Source organism: Coprococcus sp. LG101-27 (genome assembly GCF_027695515.1).
In the GTDB taxonomy this organism is placed as follows: Bacteria; Bacillota; Clostridia; order Lachnospirales; family Lachnospiraceae; genus Allocoprococcus; species Allocoprococcus comes.
In genome coordinates this window covers 1-20,427 of record NZ_JAQEUJ010000036.1, presented here as the reverse complement: position 1 = coordinate 20,427, position 20,427 = coordinate 1, and the positions used below count along the sequence as shown (strand labels likewise).

Sequence of the window (20,427 nt, the reverse complement as noted above, 5' to 3'; positions counted from 1 at the left end):
TTCTGCTTTTTTTAATTTTTAAATTAACTTAATGACATTGCTGTAAAGACTCTTTTTCATTTACTCAGTTCTGCTATATGTCAGCTTATCTAACTGATTACATTTTCGAAACAACTCAATATACAGCATTAATTCCTCTCTGACAGTTATTCCCAGTTTTCGATTCATATTTGTATTATGCTTTCTTGCTGTTCCAATACTGATATAAAGCAAAGAAGCAATCTCCTGTATCGTGTATCCATCAACATAATACTGAAGAACCATCCTCTCTGACGGAGTCAGAGTTTCCACGCGCAAAGCAAACGCCTTGAGCATTTCTTCTATATTCGGAGGAATGCCTCCATTTTCCAGTTTCTCCGTATTCCTTTTTTTCTGCATAAAATCAACCAGTGCATCCACTTCTGAAATGCCTGATAAGTTTTCGTCCGTCAGCGTATCCTCCTGCAGTGCTTTTAAACTCCGAAGAATCGGCTTCACAAAACGATGGGACATACCGACAGAAACAACCAATAATAAAATCAGGAACAACAACGTACCGATGATCCAGTCCCTTCGATTGTCCGCTGTTAATTTTTCATAATTCGCTTCTGATATTAATGTCAGTACCGCAAGCGGCATACCATTACAACTCTTCAATCCAAGCAGTTCATGCCTGCCTATATAATTCCCGAAAGCGGTAGAATATGTATTATAATATTTTCCTTTCTTCACTGTCATCGTTCCTGATGGTGAAAGATACGTTTCTTTTGTATCTCCGAACATCGCCTTATCCAGATAGATGTTTCCTTTTTTGTCCACAGGAGCCAGTACTGTCACTATATTCCCACAGGAACCCTCCACCATAGGATAAGACAGCCTGAAATACAGATTACTCATCTCCATACCGCACAAACCGCGTACTTTTCCGGTACTGTCTAAAACCGGGACATATAAAAGCTGCACATCCTCCCATGTATCACTCAGCTCCAGCCGGTCTGTCCACAGGCAGCTCTCTACCAGCCGGTTTCCATCAAACTGCATAATCTGTTCATACCCCGACAATGCGGACGTATCAAATTCTAAATTCCAACGGTTATGGAGCTGTACCTGCTCTGCTCTTGCAATATCAGCATTTCCCCTGAAAAAAACTACATGCTGTTTGCTTGTATTTACTGCCTTTAAATCAGACAGGCGCAGGTAGATTCCCATACGTGATGTATCTGCATATTCCGTCTTCGTATTTACCGTTGCATCCAATACAACAAAAACTCCACTGCAATATTTCACATCCAATGCAGATTTTAAGGAGGGATACAGCGCAGCCTCCAAATCCATAATCAGCTGAGGATTATCATTCAAATTTGAAAATGTCTTTCCATTGGCTGTCAGGCATTGATTCAATTCTTTTGTAATATCTTCCGATAAAGAAATACTTCTCGCCATCATAATATCAGTCTGCTCTGCCATAGTTGACAACGTATTTTTCTGCTGGGCAGACAACATTTCCCGTACTTTAAAATCCATTCCCGGAAGGACTCCCAAAATACTGAGTAATAGAACTGTCACTAAAAAAAGTGTTAAAATCACCACGCACCAATAAACAATCAGTCTTTGCTGCATACGGATGCTTTGTCTCTTTATTCCTTTTATAATCTTCCAAAAATTTATTTTCTTTTCTCCCATATGTCAGCCACCCCTTTTTGCCGATCCGGCAGACATTATTGTGTGTATGCTGCTTTGAAATCCTCTAATGTCTCTGAAACAAGTTTATCCATATCTTCCGGGTCTTCCTGCCACTCCAACCGCTTTACTGACAGAGTTTGCCTGATAAGTTCTTCAAACTTTGTTTCCAGATCCAGATAGGAATCCAATTTCGGAGCAGTATAAAATGTATAGTTCTCCTGCGTCTTTAAAAAAGCCTGATACAGGGATACATACATCGGATCACTTAACTTCTCGATCGCCTCCGGAAGGTAAACATCGAAAGCTTCCTGCTTTACCGGCATATATCCAAGACTGGTCACAAATTCCACATTCTTTTGGGCCTCCGTCAGCCATTTAAGAAACGTAATACAGGCTTTTTCTTTTTCCGGTGTAGATTTTACCGTACAAATGCCGGCACCTCGCTGCATGACCATCGTTTCTCCCCTGGCAAATACGGGACATGGCATAGAAACAATCTCTACTTTTTCCGATGTGTTATCCGCATAAGTAACTTTGTCAGAATAATATAACACACTGGCTGACGAAGCCACCGATACAATCGAATCTCCCGTTCGCAAAGGTTCCGTTGCATAACCGCTGCGAAGCCATACTCCTCCGGACAGTGCCGCTTTTGCATAAGGTTCCCATACTGTTTGAAATTCCGGTCCGAAAGCCAGATTTTCTCCCTTAAAGAAATTTTCACCCAGAGATTCTACACCTACCTGAAAATAGTTAAAATGATAATCATGAACGAAAAAATTCTTTCCATCATCAGGAATGTCCGGCGTCTGGTTATCTGTCCATGCAGCATATTGTTCTGCCATTGCGAAGAGTCCTTCCCATGTTTTTAAATCTTCCATCTTCGCTCCTGTTTCTTTCGCGAAACGATCAAATGCTGTTTTATTGATAAACATAACTTCCGTTGATTTTGCTACCGGCAAAATGGAAAGTCTTTCATGAATGACACCTTCTTCCAAAAAAGCCGGAATAAATTCGTTCAGTTCTTCTTCTGTAAAATAATCATAATAATCTACAAGTTCCGTATCATCCGGCATCGCCAGAACTGTTTTAGGATAGGAAACAAACATATCCGGCAGTTTAGAGGCTCCCGGATCTCCAAATGCGGATGCCAGTACATTTTCATGTATCGTATTCGTATTTGTAACACTGCCAACCTGTACTCGGATATTTTCCTCTTTTCCAATCGTTTCATTAAATTCATCAATCAGATCGTTTAATGGCGATTCTGTCTGTCCGCCATATACATGCCACAATGTAACGGTTACCGGATCTTCTTTTTTCTTCTGCCCACACCCTGTAAAAACTATAACCGCAATCATTACCAAGAACAGGCAGATTCTTCTCATAATATATCTCATATTATTTATCTCCTTTCCAGACAGTGTCTTATAAACAATCTGACATCTCAACAAAGAACAGAGCCATCGGATCGAGACACTTTTACATAGTATATGATATCGGTTTTCAGAGTCTTAAGCACTCCCCATATGGGTAGTAAAATGCTATTTTTAAAATCCATTTATAATCAGATTTTTCTTTGTAACAGCTACCGCCAATTTCGTTTTGGAATCAAAATTCGTTTTCTGCAACATATTTTTGATATGCCATTTTACAGTTTCCGGTGATATACACAAGCTCTCTGCAATTTTTTTATAGGATTCTCCTTCCACCACTAATCGCAGAACTGCTAATTCTCCAGGTGTAAAATCACAGCTTTTCGCCGTTCCGATCATCACAACCGGCGGAGCATCCGGATACACGTTCTCCCCTTTCATCGTACGATCCATAACCTCCAACAGTTCTTCTTTACCGGCATCTTTATACCAAAAACTTTCTACTCCTGCTTTGCGCGCCCTGTCAATAAAACTGCACTCTACTAAAGAAGTCACGATAATTACTTTTATCTGGGGCATTGTCTTTTTAATCTTCTCCGCTGCCACAAGACCACTCTCATCATTCTCCGTACAGACATCCATCAAGACAAGTTCACACCTGCTCTGTCTGCATACGGTTTCTGCCATAGCTGCGTTTGTGATAGAAGCCGCCAGACAATACCTCCCACTGGACTGAATATAATTTTCCATATCTTCCCGAGCCATACGCTGGTCTTCCACGATTAGTACCCGTATCATCTCCGCACCTCCTTTGGTATCTTAACGATTATTGAAAATTTTGACTCCACACAAATTCTCAATGTACCTCCACATTGCTCCACCCTTTTTCGTATACCGGATAATCCTCCTCCTTCTTTGACATCCTTCTCCGTTGTTTGTCCATTATCTGTAATCACCATAATCCATTCTTGTTCCCCACTACTGCATTTTACATACAGTTCGCTTGCCCCTGCATGGCGGACACAGTTGGAAAGTGCCTCCAAAAGTATTATATCCATCAGTTCGAAAATATGAGATTCCCAGACTTGTTCTCCTGTATAAATGATTTTCACACCCAAAATCTCCGCTCTTTCCTGCACCTGCCTGTGCAGTTGTTCGCCTTTCACAGACTCGTTATCTTTATTCAGCAAGTCTAATGTCTGCTTCCATTGTGAAAGGAAAACATCTCGGTCTGCTTCCGATTCGCGCAGCAACATCCGCTGTGCCGCCAGGACGCTATATCCCAGATTATCATGCACTCTCATTTTCATAGATAACATTTCTTCTTCTCTGGTCAGCGTTATTACATTCTTAGAAAGTTCTTTCATAGCCACAGACATTTCCTGAAGTTTCTGATTTTCTTCCTTCAGCAACACTTTGTTCCGATATAATTCCGACACTTCAGAAGCAAGAACTTGAAAAAAATGATCTCCGGCTGTCGTAATAATCTCTTTCTCTGAAAATTTCCACACACTTCCATCCGCAAAGCAGTATACTTTCAAATCAACATCATAAAATACATTCTCTTTCAGAGGATGTCCCAGTGCTTCCTCCAGTTCTGTAATATTCTGTATATCTCTTCCCGCCAGATTCTGGCAAATTTGATACATTTTTCGATTCATCAGTTTAGGCATTCCGTTCCCATCAAAAAAAACAATTCCACTCGGCAAATTGTCCAGACTTTCCTGAACTGCATTTTCCCTCAGGCAGCTCTTGCGGTACTTATAAATTCCAAAAATCTTCAATCCCACATATAAAAAAACACCAATTCCTATAACAATTAAAATCACATACGGTATTTTAAATAATATCATGGAATCTTCTTCGTAAAACGCCCGTTGCCACACACACAAGACAGCTGTTATAAGGAAAATAACTATAAGCAATACACTATCCGGCAGCAACATCTTTCTTTCTCTTTTTCCTGTTCCTTCATAAATAGCCAGAATCATACACAGCAAAGTCAAAAAAATAAAAAACCAAACAATCGTAATCTGATACTCCGGTGAACAGTTTTCAAATGTTTTTATCATTTGCCGCCACCTCCTCCCAGAATCAAAGAAAGCAGCCATGATCCGTCAAAATCCTGCTCCGCATAAGCTCCATATCGTCTTGCAATTTCCTGCAGATCTGTTTTGCATTCCACACTCATAGACATGATGATCCGCGTCTCTCTGCGTTTCAGATTTACATTAAATGCCAACAGATCTTCCAAAGATTCCTCTATGACTGCTTCAAAAAAATCATAAATCTGCATAGCATCTTCACTTCGTATTTCTTCTAACGCGGTGGAAAAACCTGCCTCAACATGATTCCATTCCAGATTCTTTATCGTTTCCCTGAAACATAACTCCAACTCTCTTATCGGAAACTTTACTGTCTGCTCCGCAATAAAAATAAGATTACTACGCCTTTTTATATAGGCTCCGATCACAACTATCTTCCCTAATATTTTTTTCCTTTTGTTCTCATCTTCTTCCATAGAATATGCTTCAATGAATTCCGTCAAAAGTTTACTCTGCCTTGCCGTCTGTTTCTGTATTTTATCATACAGCTGATTCTTCACAGAAAGTTTTTCTACTTCTCTTTTTGTTCTCAGATTTTCTTCCTCAATCAGATTCGCATCTTTTAATTCTTCCTTCCGATCTTCAAGCTCTCTTACGATTTCCTGTAATTCTGACAGGTTTTCCTTCCACAACACATAGCCTCCCAAAATTGGTTTTCCCGACAGCCTGATCCCATTTTCTAACATGATCGGACATTGAACTACCTGTCTTACGATTTCCGGTGCAATACATTCCGAATCCTGAGATTGATAAATGCATTTTCCACTCTGATCTGTAATCTGTGCTGAAATTGTAGATGCTGCAAATAATTGTGCGTATCCTGTATTGGAAGGGATCAATCCGCACTGGATGCAGCTTTCAATGATCAAAACAAACAGAAGGCATAATGCAGCTGTCATATCGCTTGAAAATATTTTCCAGAAGGGCAAATTCAGATAATAGGCGATGCCATAGATAACCGACAGACCATAAGCACCAAAAGGCATCCAAAGCATTTTCCTGTTTTTAATTTTTCTACACCTTAATAGAATAATCAAGAGTGCCACCAGCAGACATCCAAGATCCCAGGCGACTATAGCATAATACATTGCTCCATATCCATAGACTCCTACTTCATAGGAAGCTGCTTCCCCCAGTCTTCCCTCCGGGAAAGTAAAAACTAACTGGTGCAGATCATTCGTTAATACAATCCCTATCAGAAACAATGCCGGAAAAAACAGCAGACACCGTCTTTCCGGTAATTTATAATTCTCCGGCTGCCGTATATAAAATGCCAGATAAAGACTGACCGTAGGGAGTAACAGCATAGGAATATAATAAAGATACCAGGCGTAGCGCAGTGCTGTCGGCATCTCATACGGTATTTCAAATTTACACATACGAACGAGCATCCAAAAAACCATCATCACTGCAATCATTATTAAACAACGACGGGGTTCCTTTTGGATAATTCTCTTTTGAAAAGAAATCGCCCATACCAGATAAAGTCCTATATAAATAAAAGGCCTTAAAAGGTGACAAATAGATCGCAGATAAGGATTGGTAAAGGACACATAATGAAGCAGAACTGCCACACCTACGCATAGTGCTACACTTCCGACGTATACTGTAAATTTCTTTTTCTCTGACACTGTGCGTACTCCTTCCTGTTACATTTTGCACTATATCTTGTTTGCAGTATATCATAATCTACATTCCAAATTATATCTTTTATTTTTTGGTGTATGTACAAAACTCGACTTTGCCATTGCAGCTATATCTCCAACTCCATTTTTTAATGCAATGCTTTGGTCGGACAGACCTTCGTACATTCATAACAGAGTATGCACTCCGTTCCTCTCTTTCGTTTGCGGGATTCCTTATTGACCTCCACATTCATTGGGCAGACACGCAGACATTTTCCATAATGAACACATTTGCTTTCATCGCAGTGAACACGCAGAATTGAAAAACAGTGGACCGAATATCTTCGCGACTGCGTAGTGGATTGTTGCCGCCTCAAAAACACCAAGAAAATGTCGGGCATAGCGTTTTCCTGCAGTAAAAAGTGCTGTTCCCAACGCAAGGCATCCTCCAATGTAGCTGAAATTCAACAGATAAAACAAGTTTCCTTTAGCCTTCCACAACGTGATTGCCACTGTCTCAAATAACAAAAATAATAGAAGTGACGCTATATATTTGCGAAGCACATTATTCTTTCTCATCATTATCCTCTTGCTCCTCTGATTTCTTATTTTTTCTCAGCACATCAATTGCAGGGTCGATGCTAACACCCATCATAACCCCCAGACACATTCCAAGACCAATATCATCTATTAGAAACCCAATAACTATACCTAAGCTTAGTCCGATAGCAATCCAGTAAAATATCATGTTCTTTTGCAGTAAGAGGTAAAATCTTATCTTCCCATATATCCTGTGCATTAGCTAAATCAATTTTACATTAGCATTATTTATTCCCTATTTTCCCTACATTCATTTATTCTTTGTATTATCAATTATATCTTTGAAAGAAGAAATCATATCTACCATCTTACTCATCTTTTTTGCTTTTTTTCTTGCTATTTTTCTAGAGTCTCCAGATATTATTGAAAAATAATATGTAAATTCTTCAGAAATTTTCTTGATTACCAACCCAATAAAAGCCACTATCAAAGGTCCTATAATATACGGACCAATTATAATAAATGACTGATACATACCATTCATAAATGATTTATACATCAGTTCTCCAATATTCACCATATTCTAATTACCTCCCTTATTATCAAAATTTATTACCTGTAAATACTTCTCTATCAATTTCGGCTGTATCAACGGATATGTCCAGTTCTCAGGCAACTCATCCATAAGCACAACTTTCTCCATTTCGCTATGTAATTCTTTCGCAAACTCTGTTATCTCTGCAAAGCAAAGCAGTCCAAATGTTTCTTCACCAGTATCATTTACTCTAGTCTTACCTGTTACTGAGTAAACACAGATTGGCTTTATCTCAAATTTGATAGCTCCAGTCTCTTCCTGCAACTCCCTTTTAGCTGTTTCAAAAATATCCTCTCCAGCTTCTCTATGCCCTCCCGGCACTTCATATGTATCTCTTTCTTTATGTTTGCAGAAAACCCACTTGCCATTACTTTGTGAGATAATTACTGCAAATTTTAATAGTTCATCATTAACTGTATCATAAAATTTTACTTCCAAATTATCCATTAGTATACCTCCAACTCATTACTCTCCCCACAAATAGAGCCCTTTGATAAAAAAATGCCGGAAACCCGCATAAATACAGGCTTTCGGCATTTCTGTCCGCTATTCAAACTCGCAAATAAAATTTTGTTACTATACTTTTTAGTATTGGCATTATGGTTCTATTTGGTTTTATATGTGTTCAACTGTCCTAAGTCCATAGGCTGTACTGAACGGTGTTATCAATTTGTTATCAACTAACTGTTATCAATCAATTCCTTTATAATTTTTCATATTCCAAGTACGTTAATATAGCATTAACTCTTTTTTTACGTGCCGACTTTGATCGACTTGCAGATTGCATTGATTGTTGATAGATTACTGTTTGCGGTATCGTTTTATCACTTCGTAAATTTCTATAAAAAATATTCATCTTGTCACATATGTCATCTGCGTTAATTTGATTATTACTTATATACAATGCCAAGTACCATAATGCATATAAATGGCTAACCCCCTCAATATTATATGCAGAATAGTCTATATTCCATTCTTTTAGTAAATTTATATTTTTTTCGAATTTCATCCTTACAGATATGGAACATTCTTCGTCATACTTATCCACAATATCTGCAAATACTTTATCTATTTCATTCTCATTACCGTCAAAAATCGTATTTTCCACAGTCATTATATATAGCTCAGTTATGAATCCTACATCTTCCATTCTATTTTTATTTAGCTTATATGTTAACTTTGTCATGTATTCATCATTTCTATAGCTAATAATATCATTATATAGCAACGTATCATAATACTGTGCTTTTCTTAATTCCTGTGCATTTAATCTACTTCCTTCTCTGTTTAACCGATCAAATATGCTATCTACAATTTTATAGTCCGGATTTTCTATATATTCTACCGATATTGAATAAGCCCAAAAATCCGAAACTAAAGTCTTTATCTCATCATCTTCTTTTGCTATTTTCTTTATTTCATTAAATGAAAGACCATTTATTATATTATTTCCATATATATCATTTCCAAATTCCTTCGGTAATGGTATCTCATTATTTATAAAACCTATAATCGTAGATAACCTTTGCTTTCCATCAATGACATCGTAATTGGTTATTCCTGTATCTGAATCTATTTTTTGTTCCAAAAAAATAGGAGGAATAGGAAAGTTTTTAAAAATTGTATCAAGTAAAAAAGATTTTTGTTCAATATCCCAAACATTCATGTCTCTCTGATATGGTGGATCAAATCTATATTTTCCCAGTTGATACTGTTCGTAAAAATTAGAAACTGTAATAGATGTAGATTTTCTATAATATCTGTTACTCGCCATCTGCAATATCCTCCACAATTAACTTGCTGTTACTAAAGTGTATATAATTCTTAAATAGACTGGTTAATACAGCCTCCAACGCCGTAGGCGGCTTAGGATTAACAAACCGTACTTCCATTTTATTGTCCAAAGAAAGTAAAATCTCATCAAGTTCATTTCTATCCACATGCCAGTAAGACAATCCGAATATCATCATTTCATCTTTTGAAGTACTTTTACTTACTATTTCATCAATGCCCTTCCGTATATCTTTTATCCAGCCAAATCCAAATCTTTCTGCATCTCCTGCCGGAGGAATTATTGCATTTACTATTGGATAATCTTCTTGTAAATCATACTTTATTTCAAAATCTGTAGAATTTTGTGATATTGATTCAGCGATCAAATCTCTAATATTATATGGACTATATTCTTGAATTTTGATTTTGAAAGAAAAACTAATAGAACCATGTGGTTTAAATAGAATCACATCTGCTTTACTATCATCAAATCCATAAATACTAAAAGGAATATCCGCAAGCTTGAGTAATCGTTCCAAAAACACATCATAATTATAGGTAATAATATATACTTTCTTTTGTCGTAATACACGATTCTTTATGTAATGAATTAATTCAATTTCATCAATTATATTTTTTAAATCCTTTTCAGACACTAACGAATCATAATATATAAATAAATATCTTAAATAAGAAGACAATTCGCTATATGCGTGAATATAAATATTAGAACTATCTCTTTCTTCATTTGGTCTTTTTTCTACTGACAAATTATATACATTTGCACAAGTAATAACATCTGTTACTAATTGTGTTGCCGCTTCATATGGCATATATGTTCTAGCACCTAAATTCCACAAATCTGGTGTATATTTTCGTGATAAAAAACCTCTAGTATTTGTTTTTGGATAAAGAACATGTTCCCCCTTTGAAAATAAATTAGCCAGATCTATCTCCTCTGCTTTTTCCATTTTTTGAACTAAATCAATAGAAAAACCATTTCCCAATACAATATATGAATTTTCCATTTCACTTTTCCTATTTCTTCATTAGTTGACATTCTCAATTATTTAATTAAAGATTCTCGTGATATCCTGATATCGGTTAACTACACGATAAATCTCTACATATTCGTTACCGACCTTGTAGATAATAACATAATCTTCCCATATCGCATATTTATAATCTGTCCGAAAGCTGACTCTTTTAGAAAGATCCGCCCCCATTCCCGGAAACATTTGAAGATTTTCAAATTTGCCATAAATTTCCTTTATGGTCTTTGCTGCATATTCTTCGTTATCTTCAGCAATATAATCTCGGATGTTTTTCAAATCCTTTGCAACAATCGGATTGATCCGCAATTTTAACATCTTATTCCCCCACAAGTGCTTTCAGTTCGTCCAGATCCAGCCAACCTTCGCCATCTTTCACTGCTTCTTCAGCTTCCTGCAGCTTCAAGAGAAGCTTTTTCTCTGCACGGTCACGCTCATAATCTTCAATATCCATGACAACGAAACGTCCTCTGCCATTCTTAGTCAGATATACCGGTTCTCCTTTATGACAGTTTTTCAGGACTTCATTATAATTTCTCAAATCAGATACTGGTAAAATATTTGCCATATTCTTTCAGCTCCTTCCTTTGATTTTAAATTGTTTCTGCTACTTCTATTATACACAAAAAGCTGTAAAATTCAACGTAGATTTTTACAGCTTTTATTTTATCATTTCTATATATTTTTATCGCAATCTATTTCAAATATTGAGAAAAAATCGCCTCCAGTTCTTTATTTCCTTTCAAAAATTCATACTCTTCTTTATTTTCAATTTCTGTAGCTAATGCACGAACAAAATTATTTCCAACGCCTGAAAAAGACTTTCCCTGTACTGTATCCACATATCTGTAATATAAAGGTGATTCCACCATCTTCCATGGCTTCTGTGACTCCATCAGCACTTCTTTTATCAACTGAATACATTTTTCTACATCCTTTCGATACACGGCAATCAATAGATATGGTACTACTTTACCGTAATCCCACAGATCAAATAACAATACCATATGTTCTGTGATTTCGGCAATCTCCTCTGCTTTACAATGATTTCCGGTTTCTTCTTCCATTTCTATCAACTTATACAGATAGTTTTGTATATTCGTAACTGTCTGCATCAGTTTTCCCTCTAAAAAGAACGCTGCAATATCTGTCCCTTCCTGGTGTGCTAATACATTCGTTTTCATAATTGTGCCATCTATCACAGTATCTGGAATTTTATCCAAAAAGATATTTGCTTCTTTATATTTTTCCATTTGTATATATTTGGCCGCAAGCATAAAAATACTGGAAATCCTTACCTTTTCATTCGGACTTTCAGCAGTTCGTTCCAGCCATTCAACAATCACATTATTGCATTCCAACTTTTTCTCATCATCGACATCGGATAAAGTTAGCGCCGCATTTAGAACAGTAGCAATTGAATAAATCAACGAATCACAATGAGGATATTCCTTTATTTTATTTTTTCCCATCTCAAAAGCTTTTATAAAGCTATCCAATGAAACTTCCGAAAGCTCATTCACAAATTGTCCAATCTCTTTTTCTGTCAATTCTTCACGAAATGAAAATAGTTCATTCATATCAATTTTTAATAATCGAGCAATTGCCGGAAGTAATGATATGTCTGGATATGTGTTTCCTTTTTCCCATTTATTTACCGCAGGAGTAGAAACGTCCAAATAATCCGCCACCTGTTCTTGTGTTAATCCCGCAGTTTTCCGATAGTTTTTTATCTTCTCACCAATTTGCATTGTTCCTACCTCCTGTTTATATTCCCATTATAGTATTTCTAATATGTGTTTACAATTGAGCCTTCGTTTAATTATGGTTTCGATTTCTTAACTACCGGTTAAAATCCGCGAGAAAAATGCTCTATTTTATAGTTCTACAAATCAAAATATCCTTAAATTTAATTAATTCAAGAATAAGTGCATCAGTACTCCAATTAAGAAGCAAATCATCGCTGTAACACCCGCACTGATAATAACCTTTAATATATTTTGATAAGGACGTTTTCCCACTTCAACTGCCTTATGAAGTTCATCCAATTTTTTTCCCTCCGTAAATGCAACAATTTCCTTATAGGTTTGTATATCATTTTTCTTTTTTAGTTTTTCAACCTTTAACGCCCAGTACTGTGTAATAATAAATAAAATCCCAAACGGAATATACGCATACCTTCCGAGCCACATAAACAAAGGTACTGCCGATATAATCAACACGGCCAAATGAACTGTATAGATGGAACCATAATAATTAAACTTTTTAATTTCTTGCTCGCTAATAATTTCTTTCATTTTCTCTATATCTCCTTTAATTAATTGATCGAGAGATACATTAAACAATGAACTAAGAAGTAACAAGCTATGAATATCAGGATAACTCTTTTCGTTTTCCCAATTAGAAATTGTCTGTCTTGTTACATATACCTTTTCTGCCAGTTCCTCCTGTGATAGATGAAGCTCTGTTCGGTATTTTTTTATCTGTATACTCAGCTCCATATAATTTCCTCCCTTCGTAAGTAATTTGTTCTCTTAATCTGAGCCAAGAATAATCATTTTTTCATTATCTGTCTATCAAAGATATTTTACTTAACGGAAAACACAATGTCAAAAGAGTTTTACACTACAAAACTCATGCCTTTTCAGCAATTTTTATTTTCATATTTGTAAAGAGCAGCCTTTCGACTGCCCTTTCTACTCACATATATACCCTCTCTTTCAAGAACTGTTTCCGCAGCATTCCATATTTACCATAGGTCGGTTCTTCCTCATTCACTGCCAGATCCGGCAGGTAATAATCTCCATGCAGTGTATAGCTTAATCCATTACTTTCATCATAAATGTGCTTTTTCATTGTCTTATCTCTCCATTCCTCTGTTTTTTGTTTTATTTTTCTTACGCTGTTGATTCTCCATCTCACTTTTTCGGGCACCCCAGGCCAGTCTTTCGTGAATACTTCCTTGAGGCATTTGCTCCATTTGTCTTTTGCGTTGTGGAAGAACGGGAAAACCGACAGGAACAGCGTACACAGAAACGTAACCTGCACAGGGAAAATATCTCACAGAAAAAGCAGGAATTACAGAAAGCACAGGAAGCAAGGCAGACAGTTCATGCGAATGGATCAGCGACAGCCGGAGCTACCAGAAGCCATGAACGCCCTGTTGCCACACCTGTTCCAAAACCTGCACCGACCGATACAGTTACAAAGCCAGATATGAAGCGTCCTGCTACTTCTCCTGTGATAAAAAATGCAGAAGTCAAGGCTGGAAAAGAAACTGTCCGAACCAATATCAGACAGGAACAACAGGTCAAAGGTGTTACCAGAACAAACCAGCCGAATGTAGCGAAATCCAGAAGTAATCAAAAGAAAACAACCATACAGAAACAGGTCAACCAAAAACAGAATCGTAAGACTGTTACGAAGCAACCAGAGAAAGAACGGAAGAAATGAGATTAAAACGTATCCTTATCATAGGTACGATATTTCCAGTCCTTTTCTCCATCATCCTCTTTTTCGGGATATTGATTTCCGGCGAAGATGACGACAGTTCAAACAGCTATTCGCCTGTCTATTCTGGCATGAACCTGTCAGCCGATGTCCTCAAACATCAGCCGATGGTAGAAAAATATGCCAGAGAAAACGGTATCTCGGAGTATGTGAATGTCCTGCTTGCCATCATACAGGTGGAAAGTGGCGGTACGGCTACCGATGTCATGCAGTCTAGTGAAAGTCTGGGACTACCGCCAAACTCATTAAGTACAGAAGAATCCATTAAGCAGGGGTGTAAATATTTTGCGTCCCTGCTTTCTTCCTGTAAAGCCAAAGGCATGACGGACATTAACGTGGTCATTCAGTCTTATAACTATGGCGGTGGCTATGCAGACTATGTGGCGAAGAATGGGAAAAAGCACAGCTTCAACCTTGCGGAGAATTTCGCAAAGAATAAATCTGGCGGTACAAAAGTGACCTATACGAACCCGATAGCGGTCAGTAAAAATGGTGGCTGGCGTTATAACTACGGAAATATGTTCTATGTGGAGCTGGTCAATCAATATCTGAACATAAAACAGTTCAGCAATGAAACGGTACAGGCGGTTATGAATGAAGCGTTGAAGTATCAAGGCTGGAAATATGTCTATGGTGGCAGTAACCCGAACACCTCTTTTGACTGTTCTGGTCTTACCCAGTGGTGCTACGGAAAAGCCGGAATCAGCCTGCCACGAACCGCACAGGCACAGTATGACGCAACCCAGCATATCCCATTGTCACAGGCACAAGCTGGCGATTTGGTCTTTTTCCATTCCACCTACAATACCAGTGACTATGTTACCCATGTAGGAATCTATGTAGGGAACAATCAGATGTACCATGCCGGAAATCCAATCGGCTATACCGATTTGACCTCTGCCTACTGGCAACAGCACATCATTTGTGCCGGAAGAATCAAACAATAGAAAGGACTTGAAATATGTTTAAGAAGAAAGAAAAAACAGAGAAAGCACCTAAGAATAAGAAAGTGCGTACCATGAAAGTCGGGACACATAAAAAATCTGTCCTGCTGTTGTGGGCGGTGCTTCTGGCAAGCACCAGTTTTGGTGTGTATAAGAACTTTACCGCCATTGACACCCACACGGTACATGAAAAAGAAATCATTCAGTTAAGATTGAACGATACCAACGGTATTGAAAATTTCGTCAAGAACTTTGCGAAAGCCTACTACTCATGGGATACCAGCAAGGAAGCCATTGAAGCAAGAACAACGGAAATCAGTAAATACCTTACCAAAGAATTACAGGATTTGAACGCCGATACCATCAGAACGGACATACCAACCAGTGCGACCGTTACAAATGTGCCGGTCTGGAATGTAAAGCAGTCTGGAACGGACGATTTTACCGTTGCCTACGAAGTAGATCAGCAGGTAAAAGAGGGAGAACAGACACAGGCAGTCACAGAAAACTACACTGTGACCGTTCATGTGGATAAGGACGGTGCAATGGTCATTACCCAGAATCCTACACTTGCTCCGGCAGTGCAGAAATCAAAGTATGAACCGAAAGCACAGGAAGCCGATGTCAGTGTCAGCTCCGATACAGTCAAGGACGCTACCGCTTTCTTGGAAACATTCTTTAAGCTCTATCCGACAGCTACGGAAAAGGAACTTGCCTACTATGTCAAAGACGGTGTGATTGCTCCTGTATCCGGCGACTATGTATTTTCGGAACTGGTAAACCCTGTCTTTACCAAAGACGGCGACAACCTCAAAGTCAGCGTGTCCGTAAAGTATCTGGATAACAAGTCGAAAATGACGCAAATCTCACAGTATGAGCTTGTGCTTCATAAGGACGATAACTGGAAGATTGTAGAATAAATGTTACAGCAGAATAGTATGGTAATTGTTTATCCAATCTATACTATTCTGCTTACAATTAGATTGACAAAATAAGAATCCCTCTCATATAATTGATTGCAATGGTATTGAGGAAATACAACCTTAAATGTATAATGGGAAAGTAGCATTGCAGGAATGAGGTAGGCTAATGAATAAAATATTGATTATTGAAGATGATTTAGAAATAAATGCGTTATTGGCTGATTTTCTAAAAGAAAAAGGATATGCTGTGCATTGCCAATATGATGGACTTCATGTTCTGGATTTTTTGAATAAAGAAAAAATTGATTTGATTATACTTGATATTATGCTTCCTTATCGGAGTGGTGATATTATTTTATCTGATGTACGCAAGAAATTTACGATACCTGTTATTATTATTTCAGCGAAAGAAACTACACAAAATAAAATCGACTTGCTTCGTCTGGGAGCAGACGATTATATCACAAAACCTTTTGATATGGAAGAAGTGCTTGCCAGAATTGAAAGTAATCTGCGAAGAGTACAATTTCAAAATAGCCAGACAGAATGTTTGCAATATAACAATCTGACTTTAGACCTAGAGAAAAATACAGCATTTTTGAATGGAATAGAATTATCCTTAACCGCTAAAGAATTTGGCATTTTAGAATTGTTGATGAAATATCCAGATAAAGTATTTTCAAAATCGAATCTTTTTCAAAGTGTTTGGGATACAGAATATATTGCTGAGGATAATACACTTAATGTTCATATCAGTAATTTACGCAATAAATTAAAAGCGATATGCTCTGATACAGAATTTATTGATACTGTTTGGGGCATTGGCTACCGCCTACATAAAGCTAAGGATTAAACGTTCCTTAGCTTTATTATTTTTTAACTTTTCTCATTACGATTTAAGAAATTCTTTAAAATTGCCCGTTATACTGGTTTAAGTAAAGGAGGTTTGGGATATGAGTTCAATTATTTTAGAAGCAAAGTCTTTAACCAAAGAATATAAACAAACATTAGCATTAGACCACATAAATTTACAAATAAAAAAAGGAAAAATTTATGGATTTATTGGTCAAAACGGAGCAGGTAAGACTACTTTTTTAAGATTAGTCACAGGGCTTGCGTTTCCAACAAGTGGTACACTTTCTTTATGGGGAAATTCTGGAACAGAAGAATTGCAGAAACAGCGTAAACGAATTGGAAGTATGATTGAAACGCCTGCTCTATTCCCGTCAATGACTGCCTATCAAAATATGGAAGTACAGCGTATTCAACGAGGCATACCAGATAAATCAGTTATTAAAAGGACATTAGATATGGTTGGATTGCAAGATACAGGTAAAAAGAGTGTCCGCAATTTTTCATTAGGTATGCGTCAACGATTGGGGATAGCGATTGCACTTTTAAATACACCAGAACTATTGATTTTAGACGAGCCTATCAATGGTCTTGACCCTGCTGGAATTGTAGAAATCAGAAATTTATTAAAAATTTTGAATAAAGAATATGGTATGACCATTTTGGTTTCAAGCCATATCTTAGAAGAATTGTATCAAACAGCATCAGAATTTATTCTGATTGACCATGGAAAAATTATAGAAGAGATTTCCGATTATGAATTAAATGAACGGTGTAAACGACATATAGCAATTAAAACAACAGATGTTCAGAAAACGGTTCTGGTTTTGGAAGAGAATCTTCATACAGATAACTTTAAACTAATGCCAGATGGCATAATTCGTTTGTATGATTATTTGAATGATTTAGAGACAGTTGCGTCTGCTTTGGCAGAATCGCACATTCTTGTAACAGGACTTTCTGTATCTAGCGATACTTTGGAGGACTATTTTTTGAGCAAAATAGGAGGAACAAAAGATGTCAAATCTCCTAAAAACTGAGTTATATAAGTTGTTTCACAGTTGGTATTTTTGGGGAATTGGAATATTCAATCTCCTTTTAAGTAGCATATTGCTGTTAGATAGTAAAGAACGCTCTTCAAACTTAATTATGGCATCATTATACAATATTCCGTTACTCTATTTTTTGAGTATAGTGTTTATAGCATTGTTCATTGGAAGTGATTTTAGTGGAAGAACTTTAAATACTTATATTACTGCCGGACATAAAAGAAGTTCTATATTTAGAGTAAAGTTAATTGTATCTCAAATAGGTTGTATTATCATTCTGGTATTTCCATTATTTGTACATGGAATTATTAGTCAATTTTATATTGGAGAAAAACTTTTTTGGAATGATAGCACATATACTATGGTTTTACTAACTCTGTTTGCCATGATAACACTGTGTGCATTACCGATGTTTTTTGCTTTTATTTTTCGTGATATGGGGAAAACACTGACAGTTTCAATGGTTTTATTTTTTGTTATGATTTTTTTGCTGAACAGTGAATCTGCACAAATAATCAGCAGAATAATACCAATGGGACAACTTAGGTTAATTTCATTGCAAAAGGTCTATTCGACAAACTTTTGCTTGTTTGTAGATTTTTTATGGAATTTTATTTTATATTTCATTGCAGGTAGTGCTTTTTTACATACAGACTTGAAATAACCGGAGGTGTTTTTTATGGATAAATTATTAAAACTGGAAAAATATCAGTTGTTACATAATTTTATTTACTGGTGTGGTATGATTGGAATATTTATTTTAGGATTTTTTACAGCAGATACTTATGTTACAGAGGTCATGGGACCGACAGAAGAAATTGCTTCTTCTCTTGCTGATATTTTTAATGGAATGGTGTATGATTCTACGTTTCTTCTTATCATCATATCGGCTATACTTGCATTGATTTTAGGACAGGAATTTTCTAAGAGAACAATAAACTTAGAGGTCAGTGCTGGACATTCCAGAAAACAAATTTTTACAAGTAAAATAATATCGTATTTAATTGCTTTTAATCTTATGGCTCTTGTCTATCCAGTTTCAGGGTGCATAAGGGAATTTGGACGCTTTGGTGTTGCAGACGTGGGAATGTTTTTTTACAATATTATAAAAGCAATCATTTATTCTTGTCTGCTTAATAGTGCGATATTTCTAATTGCAATACTTATTTGTTGCTATTTACAGGATGCTGTAAAAGCAACCTCGGTTACAGCAATTATTATTTTTGGTCTTAGCTTATATCTTGGCTATGGAATGATGTTGAGATTACCAGTCGGTTTTTTACCTACTTATCAAATCAGAATCGTTGTCAGCATGAAAACCTTTTTTCAACCGATAGCTATTTTAGTAGGATGTATATGGTCTGGTATATTGGTATTGCTTTCGTGGATAAAATTTTGTAAATGTGATTTTAAATAGGTGGAGAAAATGTCTAACATAGAATGGATTTTAATTATCATAACAATATTTTTAGTAATGCTGCTATTTCGATATATTCAATTAAAAAAACAAATCCGTAATCTTGCGGATCAAGTTAATGAATTGAATTCTGGAAATTCACAGCAGATGTTAGACATTTCGTTGATTGATAAAGATTTAGAAAGACTGGCTGGTATATTGAATCAATATAATATCAGACAACGACAGGCTGTTGCAGGCGTATTACGCAATGAAGAGTATTTAAAAGAATCTGTTGCTAATATATCACATGATTTGCGTACACCTCTTACAGTCATTCTTGGTCATTTACAATTATTGCAAAAAGAAAATTGGGAATCCAGTCAAGCACAGCGTGTAAAAGTGATTTTTAGCAAAGCCGAAAAAATGAAAGAATTGGTAGAAACATTCTATGACCTTTCTATTTTGGAGGAACAGCAGACAGTTCCAGAAAAAGAAAAGTTTAATATATCTAATATGTTAATAAATTTAATTACGGAAAATGCCGTTGCATTAGAAAAGGAGAATATTTTACCCGAAATAAATCTCCCAGATTATTCAATATACGTATATTCTGATAAAAATATGGTAGAACGAATTTTACAAAATCTGTTGACAAATGCAATTAAGTATTCTGTTGGAACGATAAAAATAACACTTATGGAGAAAGAAAATAATAATATTATATTTACCATTGAAAATCCAATGAGTGACAGTTCAGAAATTGATTGCAATCGACTTTTTGACCGTTTTTATACAGGTGATAAATCAAGACATAATGGAAGTACAGGATTGGGACTTGCGGTAGTAAAAACACTTGTTGCCATTCTTGGCGGGAATATTGTTGCAAAAGTACATGCCAATAGCCTTATTATTACTCTTGAATTATAAAGTATTGAAGATATATTCGTATGATAATTCATTGAAGAGTGGACATCAAAATGTAAAGGGGCTGTCGCTTTAACGAATGAATTTTCGTGAAGCGG

Annotated in this window: 24 protein-coding genes and 1 pseudogene; 8 read left to right on the top strand and 17 right to left on the bottom strand. The window is 36.4% G+C overall.

Annotated features, from left to right (window positions below; genetic code table 11):
• Positions 1-60: 60 nt before the first annotated feature.
• The 17 genes and pseudogenes from PG766_RS15650 to PG766_RS15575 all read right to left on the bottom strand — a co-directional run.
• On the bottom strand, positions 61-1,503 hold the full coding sequence (locus PG766_RS15650; RefSeq protein ID WP_182438660.1) for a helix-turn-helix transcriptional regulator: 1,443 nt from the start codon (positions 1,501-1,503) through the stop codon (positions 61-63).
• Positions 1,504-1,697: 194 nt separating this feature from the next.
• Positions 1,698-3,062, bottom strand: coding sequence for an ABC transporter substrate-binding protein (locus PG766_RS15645; protein WP_243002810.1), 1,365 nt, complete (start codon positions 3,060-3,062; stop codon positions 1,698-1,700).
• Between the two features lie 150 nt (positions 3,063-3,212).
• Positions 3,213-3,836: a response regulator transcription factor gene (locus PG766_RS15640; RefSeq protein ID WP_055248353.1), complete on the bottom strand. Its 624-nt coding sequence runs from the start codon at positions 3,834-3,836 to the stop codon at positions 3,213-3,215.
• A complete protein-coding gene (locus tag PG766_RS15635; RefSeq protein ID WP_118199757.1) occupies positions 3,833-5,110 on the bottom strand; it encodes a sensor histidine kinase in 1,278 nt (425 codons plus the stop codon). Before PG766_RS15635 ends, PG766_RS15640 begins: the two co-directional genes overlap by 4 nt.
• Positions 5,107-6,696 (bottom strand): histidine kinase N-terminal 7TM domain-containing protein, encoded by a 1,590-nt coding sequence (locus tag PG766_RS15630; protein WP_243014563.1) that lies wholly within the window; start codon positions 6,694-6,696, stop codon positions 5,107-5,109. Before PG766_RS15630 ends, PG766_RS15635 begins: the two co-directional genes overlap by 4 nt.
• A gap of 221 nt (positions 6,697-6,917) precedes the next feature.
• Positions 6,918-7,022, bottom strand: a complete 105-nt coding sequence (locus PG766_RS17260; RefSeq protein ID WP_416387131.1) for a 4Fe-4S binding protein — start codon at positions 7,020-7,022, stop codon at positions 6,918-6,920.
• Positions 7,023-7,065: 43 nt separating this feature from the next.
• Positions 7,066-7,350, bottom strand: a complete 285-nt coding sequence (locus tag PG766_RS15625) for a hypothetical protein (RefSeq protein WP_330428663.1) — start codon at positions 7,348-7,350, stop codon at positions 7,066-7,068.
• Positions 7,334-7,516: a glycine zipper family protein gene (locus PG766_RS15620; protein WP_147356988.1), complete on the bottom strand. Its 183-nt coding sequence runs from the start codon at positions 7,514-7,516 to the stop codon at positions 7,334-7,336. Before PG766_RS15620 ends, PG766_RS15625 begins: the two co-directional genes overlap by 17 nt.
• 102 nt (positions 7,517-7,618) lie before the next feature.
• A complete protein-coding gene (locus tag PG766_RS15615; RefSeq protein WP_118199755.1) occupies positions 7,619-7,888 on the bottom strand; it encodes a hypothetical protein in 270 nt (89 codons plus the stop codon).
• A gap of 3 nt (positions 7,889-7,891) precedes the next feature.
• Positions 7,892-8,350, bottom strand: a complete 459-nt coding sequence (locus PG766_RS15610) for an NUDIX hydrolase (protein WP_118199754.1) — start codon at positions 8,348-8,350, stop codon at positions 7,892-7,894.
• A 256-nt stretch (positions 8,351-8,606) separates the two neighbouring features.
• Positions 8,607-9,677: a DUF262 domain-containing protein gene (locus PG766_RS15605; RefSeq protein WP_118199753.1), complete on the bottom strand. Its 1,071-nt coding sequence runs from the start codon at positions 9,675-9,677 to the stop codon at positions 8,607-8,609.
• The gene (locus PG766_RS15600; protein WP_270591224.1) at positions 9,667-10,704 is read right to left on the bottom strand and encodes a hypothetical protein; all 1,038 of its coding nucleotides are present in this window, start codon (positions 10,702-10,704) and stop codon (positions 9,667-9,669) included. Before PG766_RS15600 ends, PG766_RS15605 begins: the two co-directional genes overlap by 11 nt.
• A 42-nt stretch (positions 10,705-10,746) precedes the next feature.
• Entirely contained in the window at positions 10,747-11,046 is a 300-nt protein-coding gene (locus PG766_RS15595) for a type II toxin-antitoxin system RelE/ParE family toxin (protein ID WP_118199750.1), read from the bottom strand.
• A gap of 1 nt (position 11,047) precedes the next feature.
• Complete coding sequence (locus PG766_RS15590) at positions 11,048-11,296, bottom strand: type II toxin-antitoxin system prevent-host-death family antitoxin (protein WP_021905858.1); 249 nt, start codon at positions 11,294-11,296, stop codon at positions 11,048-11,050.
• Positions 11,297-11,423: 127 nt separating this feature from the next.
• A complete protein-coding gene (locus tag PG766_RS15585; protein ID WP_118199749.1) occupies positions 11,424-12,479 on the bottom strand; it encodes a helix-turn-helix domain-containing protein in 1,056 nt (351 codons plus the stop codon).
• 162 nt (positions 12,480-12,641) lie between these two features.
• Positions 12,642-13,229 carry a helix-turn-helix transcriptional regulator gene (locus tag PG766_RS15580; RefSeq protein WP_118199748.1) on the bottom strand — a complete coding sequence of 196 codons (588 nt, stop codon included), beginning with the start codon at positions 13,227-13,229 and terminating at the stop codon, positions 12,642-12,644.
• A 214-nt stretch (positions 13,230-13,443) separates the two neighbouring features.
• Positions 13,444-13,584, bottom strand: a pseudogene (locus PG766_RS15575) (TnpV protein); the annotation flags it as partial.
• Positions 13,585-13,722: 138 nt separating this feature from the next.
• On the opposite strand from PG766_RS15575, the gene PG766_RS15570 reads away from it, so the two are divergent.
• The 8 genes from PG766_RS15570 to PG766_RS15535 all read left to right on the top strand — a co-directional run bounded on the left by PG766_RS15570 (position 13,723) and on the right by PG766_RS15535 (position 20,332).
• Positions 13,723-14,181: a hypothetical protein gene (locus PG766_RS15570; RefSeq protein WP_243014561.1), complete on the top strand. Its 459-nt coding sequence runs from the start codon at positions 13,723-13,725 to the stop codon at positions 14,179-14,181.
• The gene (locus PG766_RS15565; protein ID WP_118199747.1) at positions 14,178-15,185 is read left to right on the top strand and encodes a bifunctional lytic transglycosylase/C40 family peptidase; all 1,008 of its coding nucleotides are present in this window, start codon (positions 14,178-14,180) and stop codon (positions 15,183-15,185) included. Before PG766_RS15570 ends, PG766_RS15565 begins: the two co-directional genes overlap by 4 nt.
• Before the next feature lie 14 nt (positions 15,186-15,199).
• Positions 15,200-16,102, top strand: coding sequence for a conjugal transfer protein (locus tag PG766_RS15560; protein WP_118199746.1), 903 nt, complete (start codon positions 15,200-15,202; stop codon positions 16,100-16,102).
• Positions 16,103-16,271: 169 nt separating this feature from the next.
• Positions 16,272-16,958 carry a response regulator transcription factor gene (locus PG766_RS15555; RefSeq protein WP_005342931.1) on the top strand — a complete coding sequence of 229 codons (687 nt, stop codon included), beginning with the start codon at positions 16,272-16,274 and terminating at the stop codon, positions 16,956-16,958.
• A gap of 100 nt (positions 16,959-17,058) precedes the next feature.
• Entirely contained in the window at positions 17,059-17,997 is a 939-nt protein-coding gene (locus PG766_RS15550; RefSeq protein ID WP_118199745.1) for an ABC transporter ATP-binding protein, read from the top strand.
• Positions 17,975-18,670 carry an ABC transporter permease gene (locus PG766_RS15545; protein ID WP_055165788.1) on the top strand — a complete coding sequence of 232 codons (696 nt, stop codon included), beginning with the start codon at positions 17,975-17,977 and terminating at the stop codon, positions 18,668-18,670. The genes PG766_RS15550 and PG766_RS15545 overlap by 23 nt, the downstream gene beginning before the upstream one ends.
• A 15-nt stretch (positions 18,671-18,685) precedes the next feature.
• Positions 18,686-19,423 carry an ABC transporter permease gene (locus PG766_RS15540; RefSeq protein WP_118199744.1) on the top strand — a complete coding sequence of 246 codons (738 nt, stop codon included), beginning with the start codon at positions 18,686-18,688 and terminating at the stop codon, positions 19,421-19,423.
• 9 nt (positions 19,424-19,432) lie between these two features.
• Positions 19,433-20,332, top strand: a complete 900-nt coding sequence (locus tag PG766_RS15535; protein ID WP_117836369.1) for a sensor histidine kinase — start codon at positions 19,433-19,435, stop codon at positions 20,330-20,332.
• The last annotated feature ends 95 nt before the right edge of the window (positions 20,333-20,427 follow it).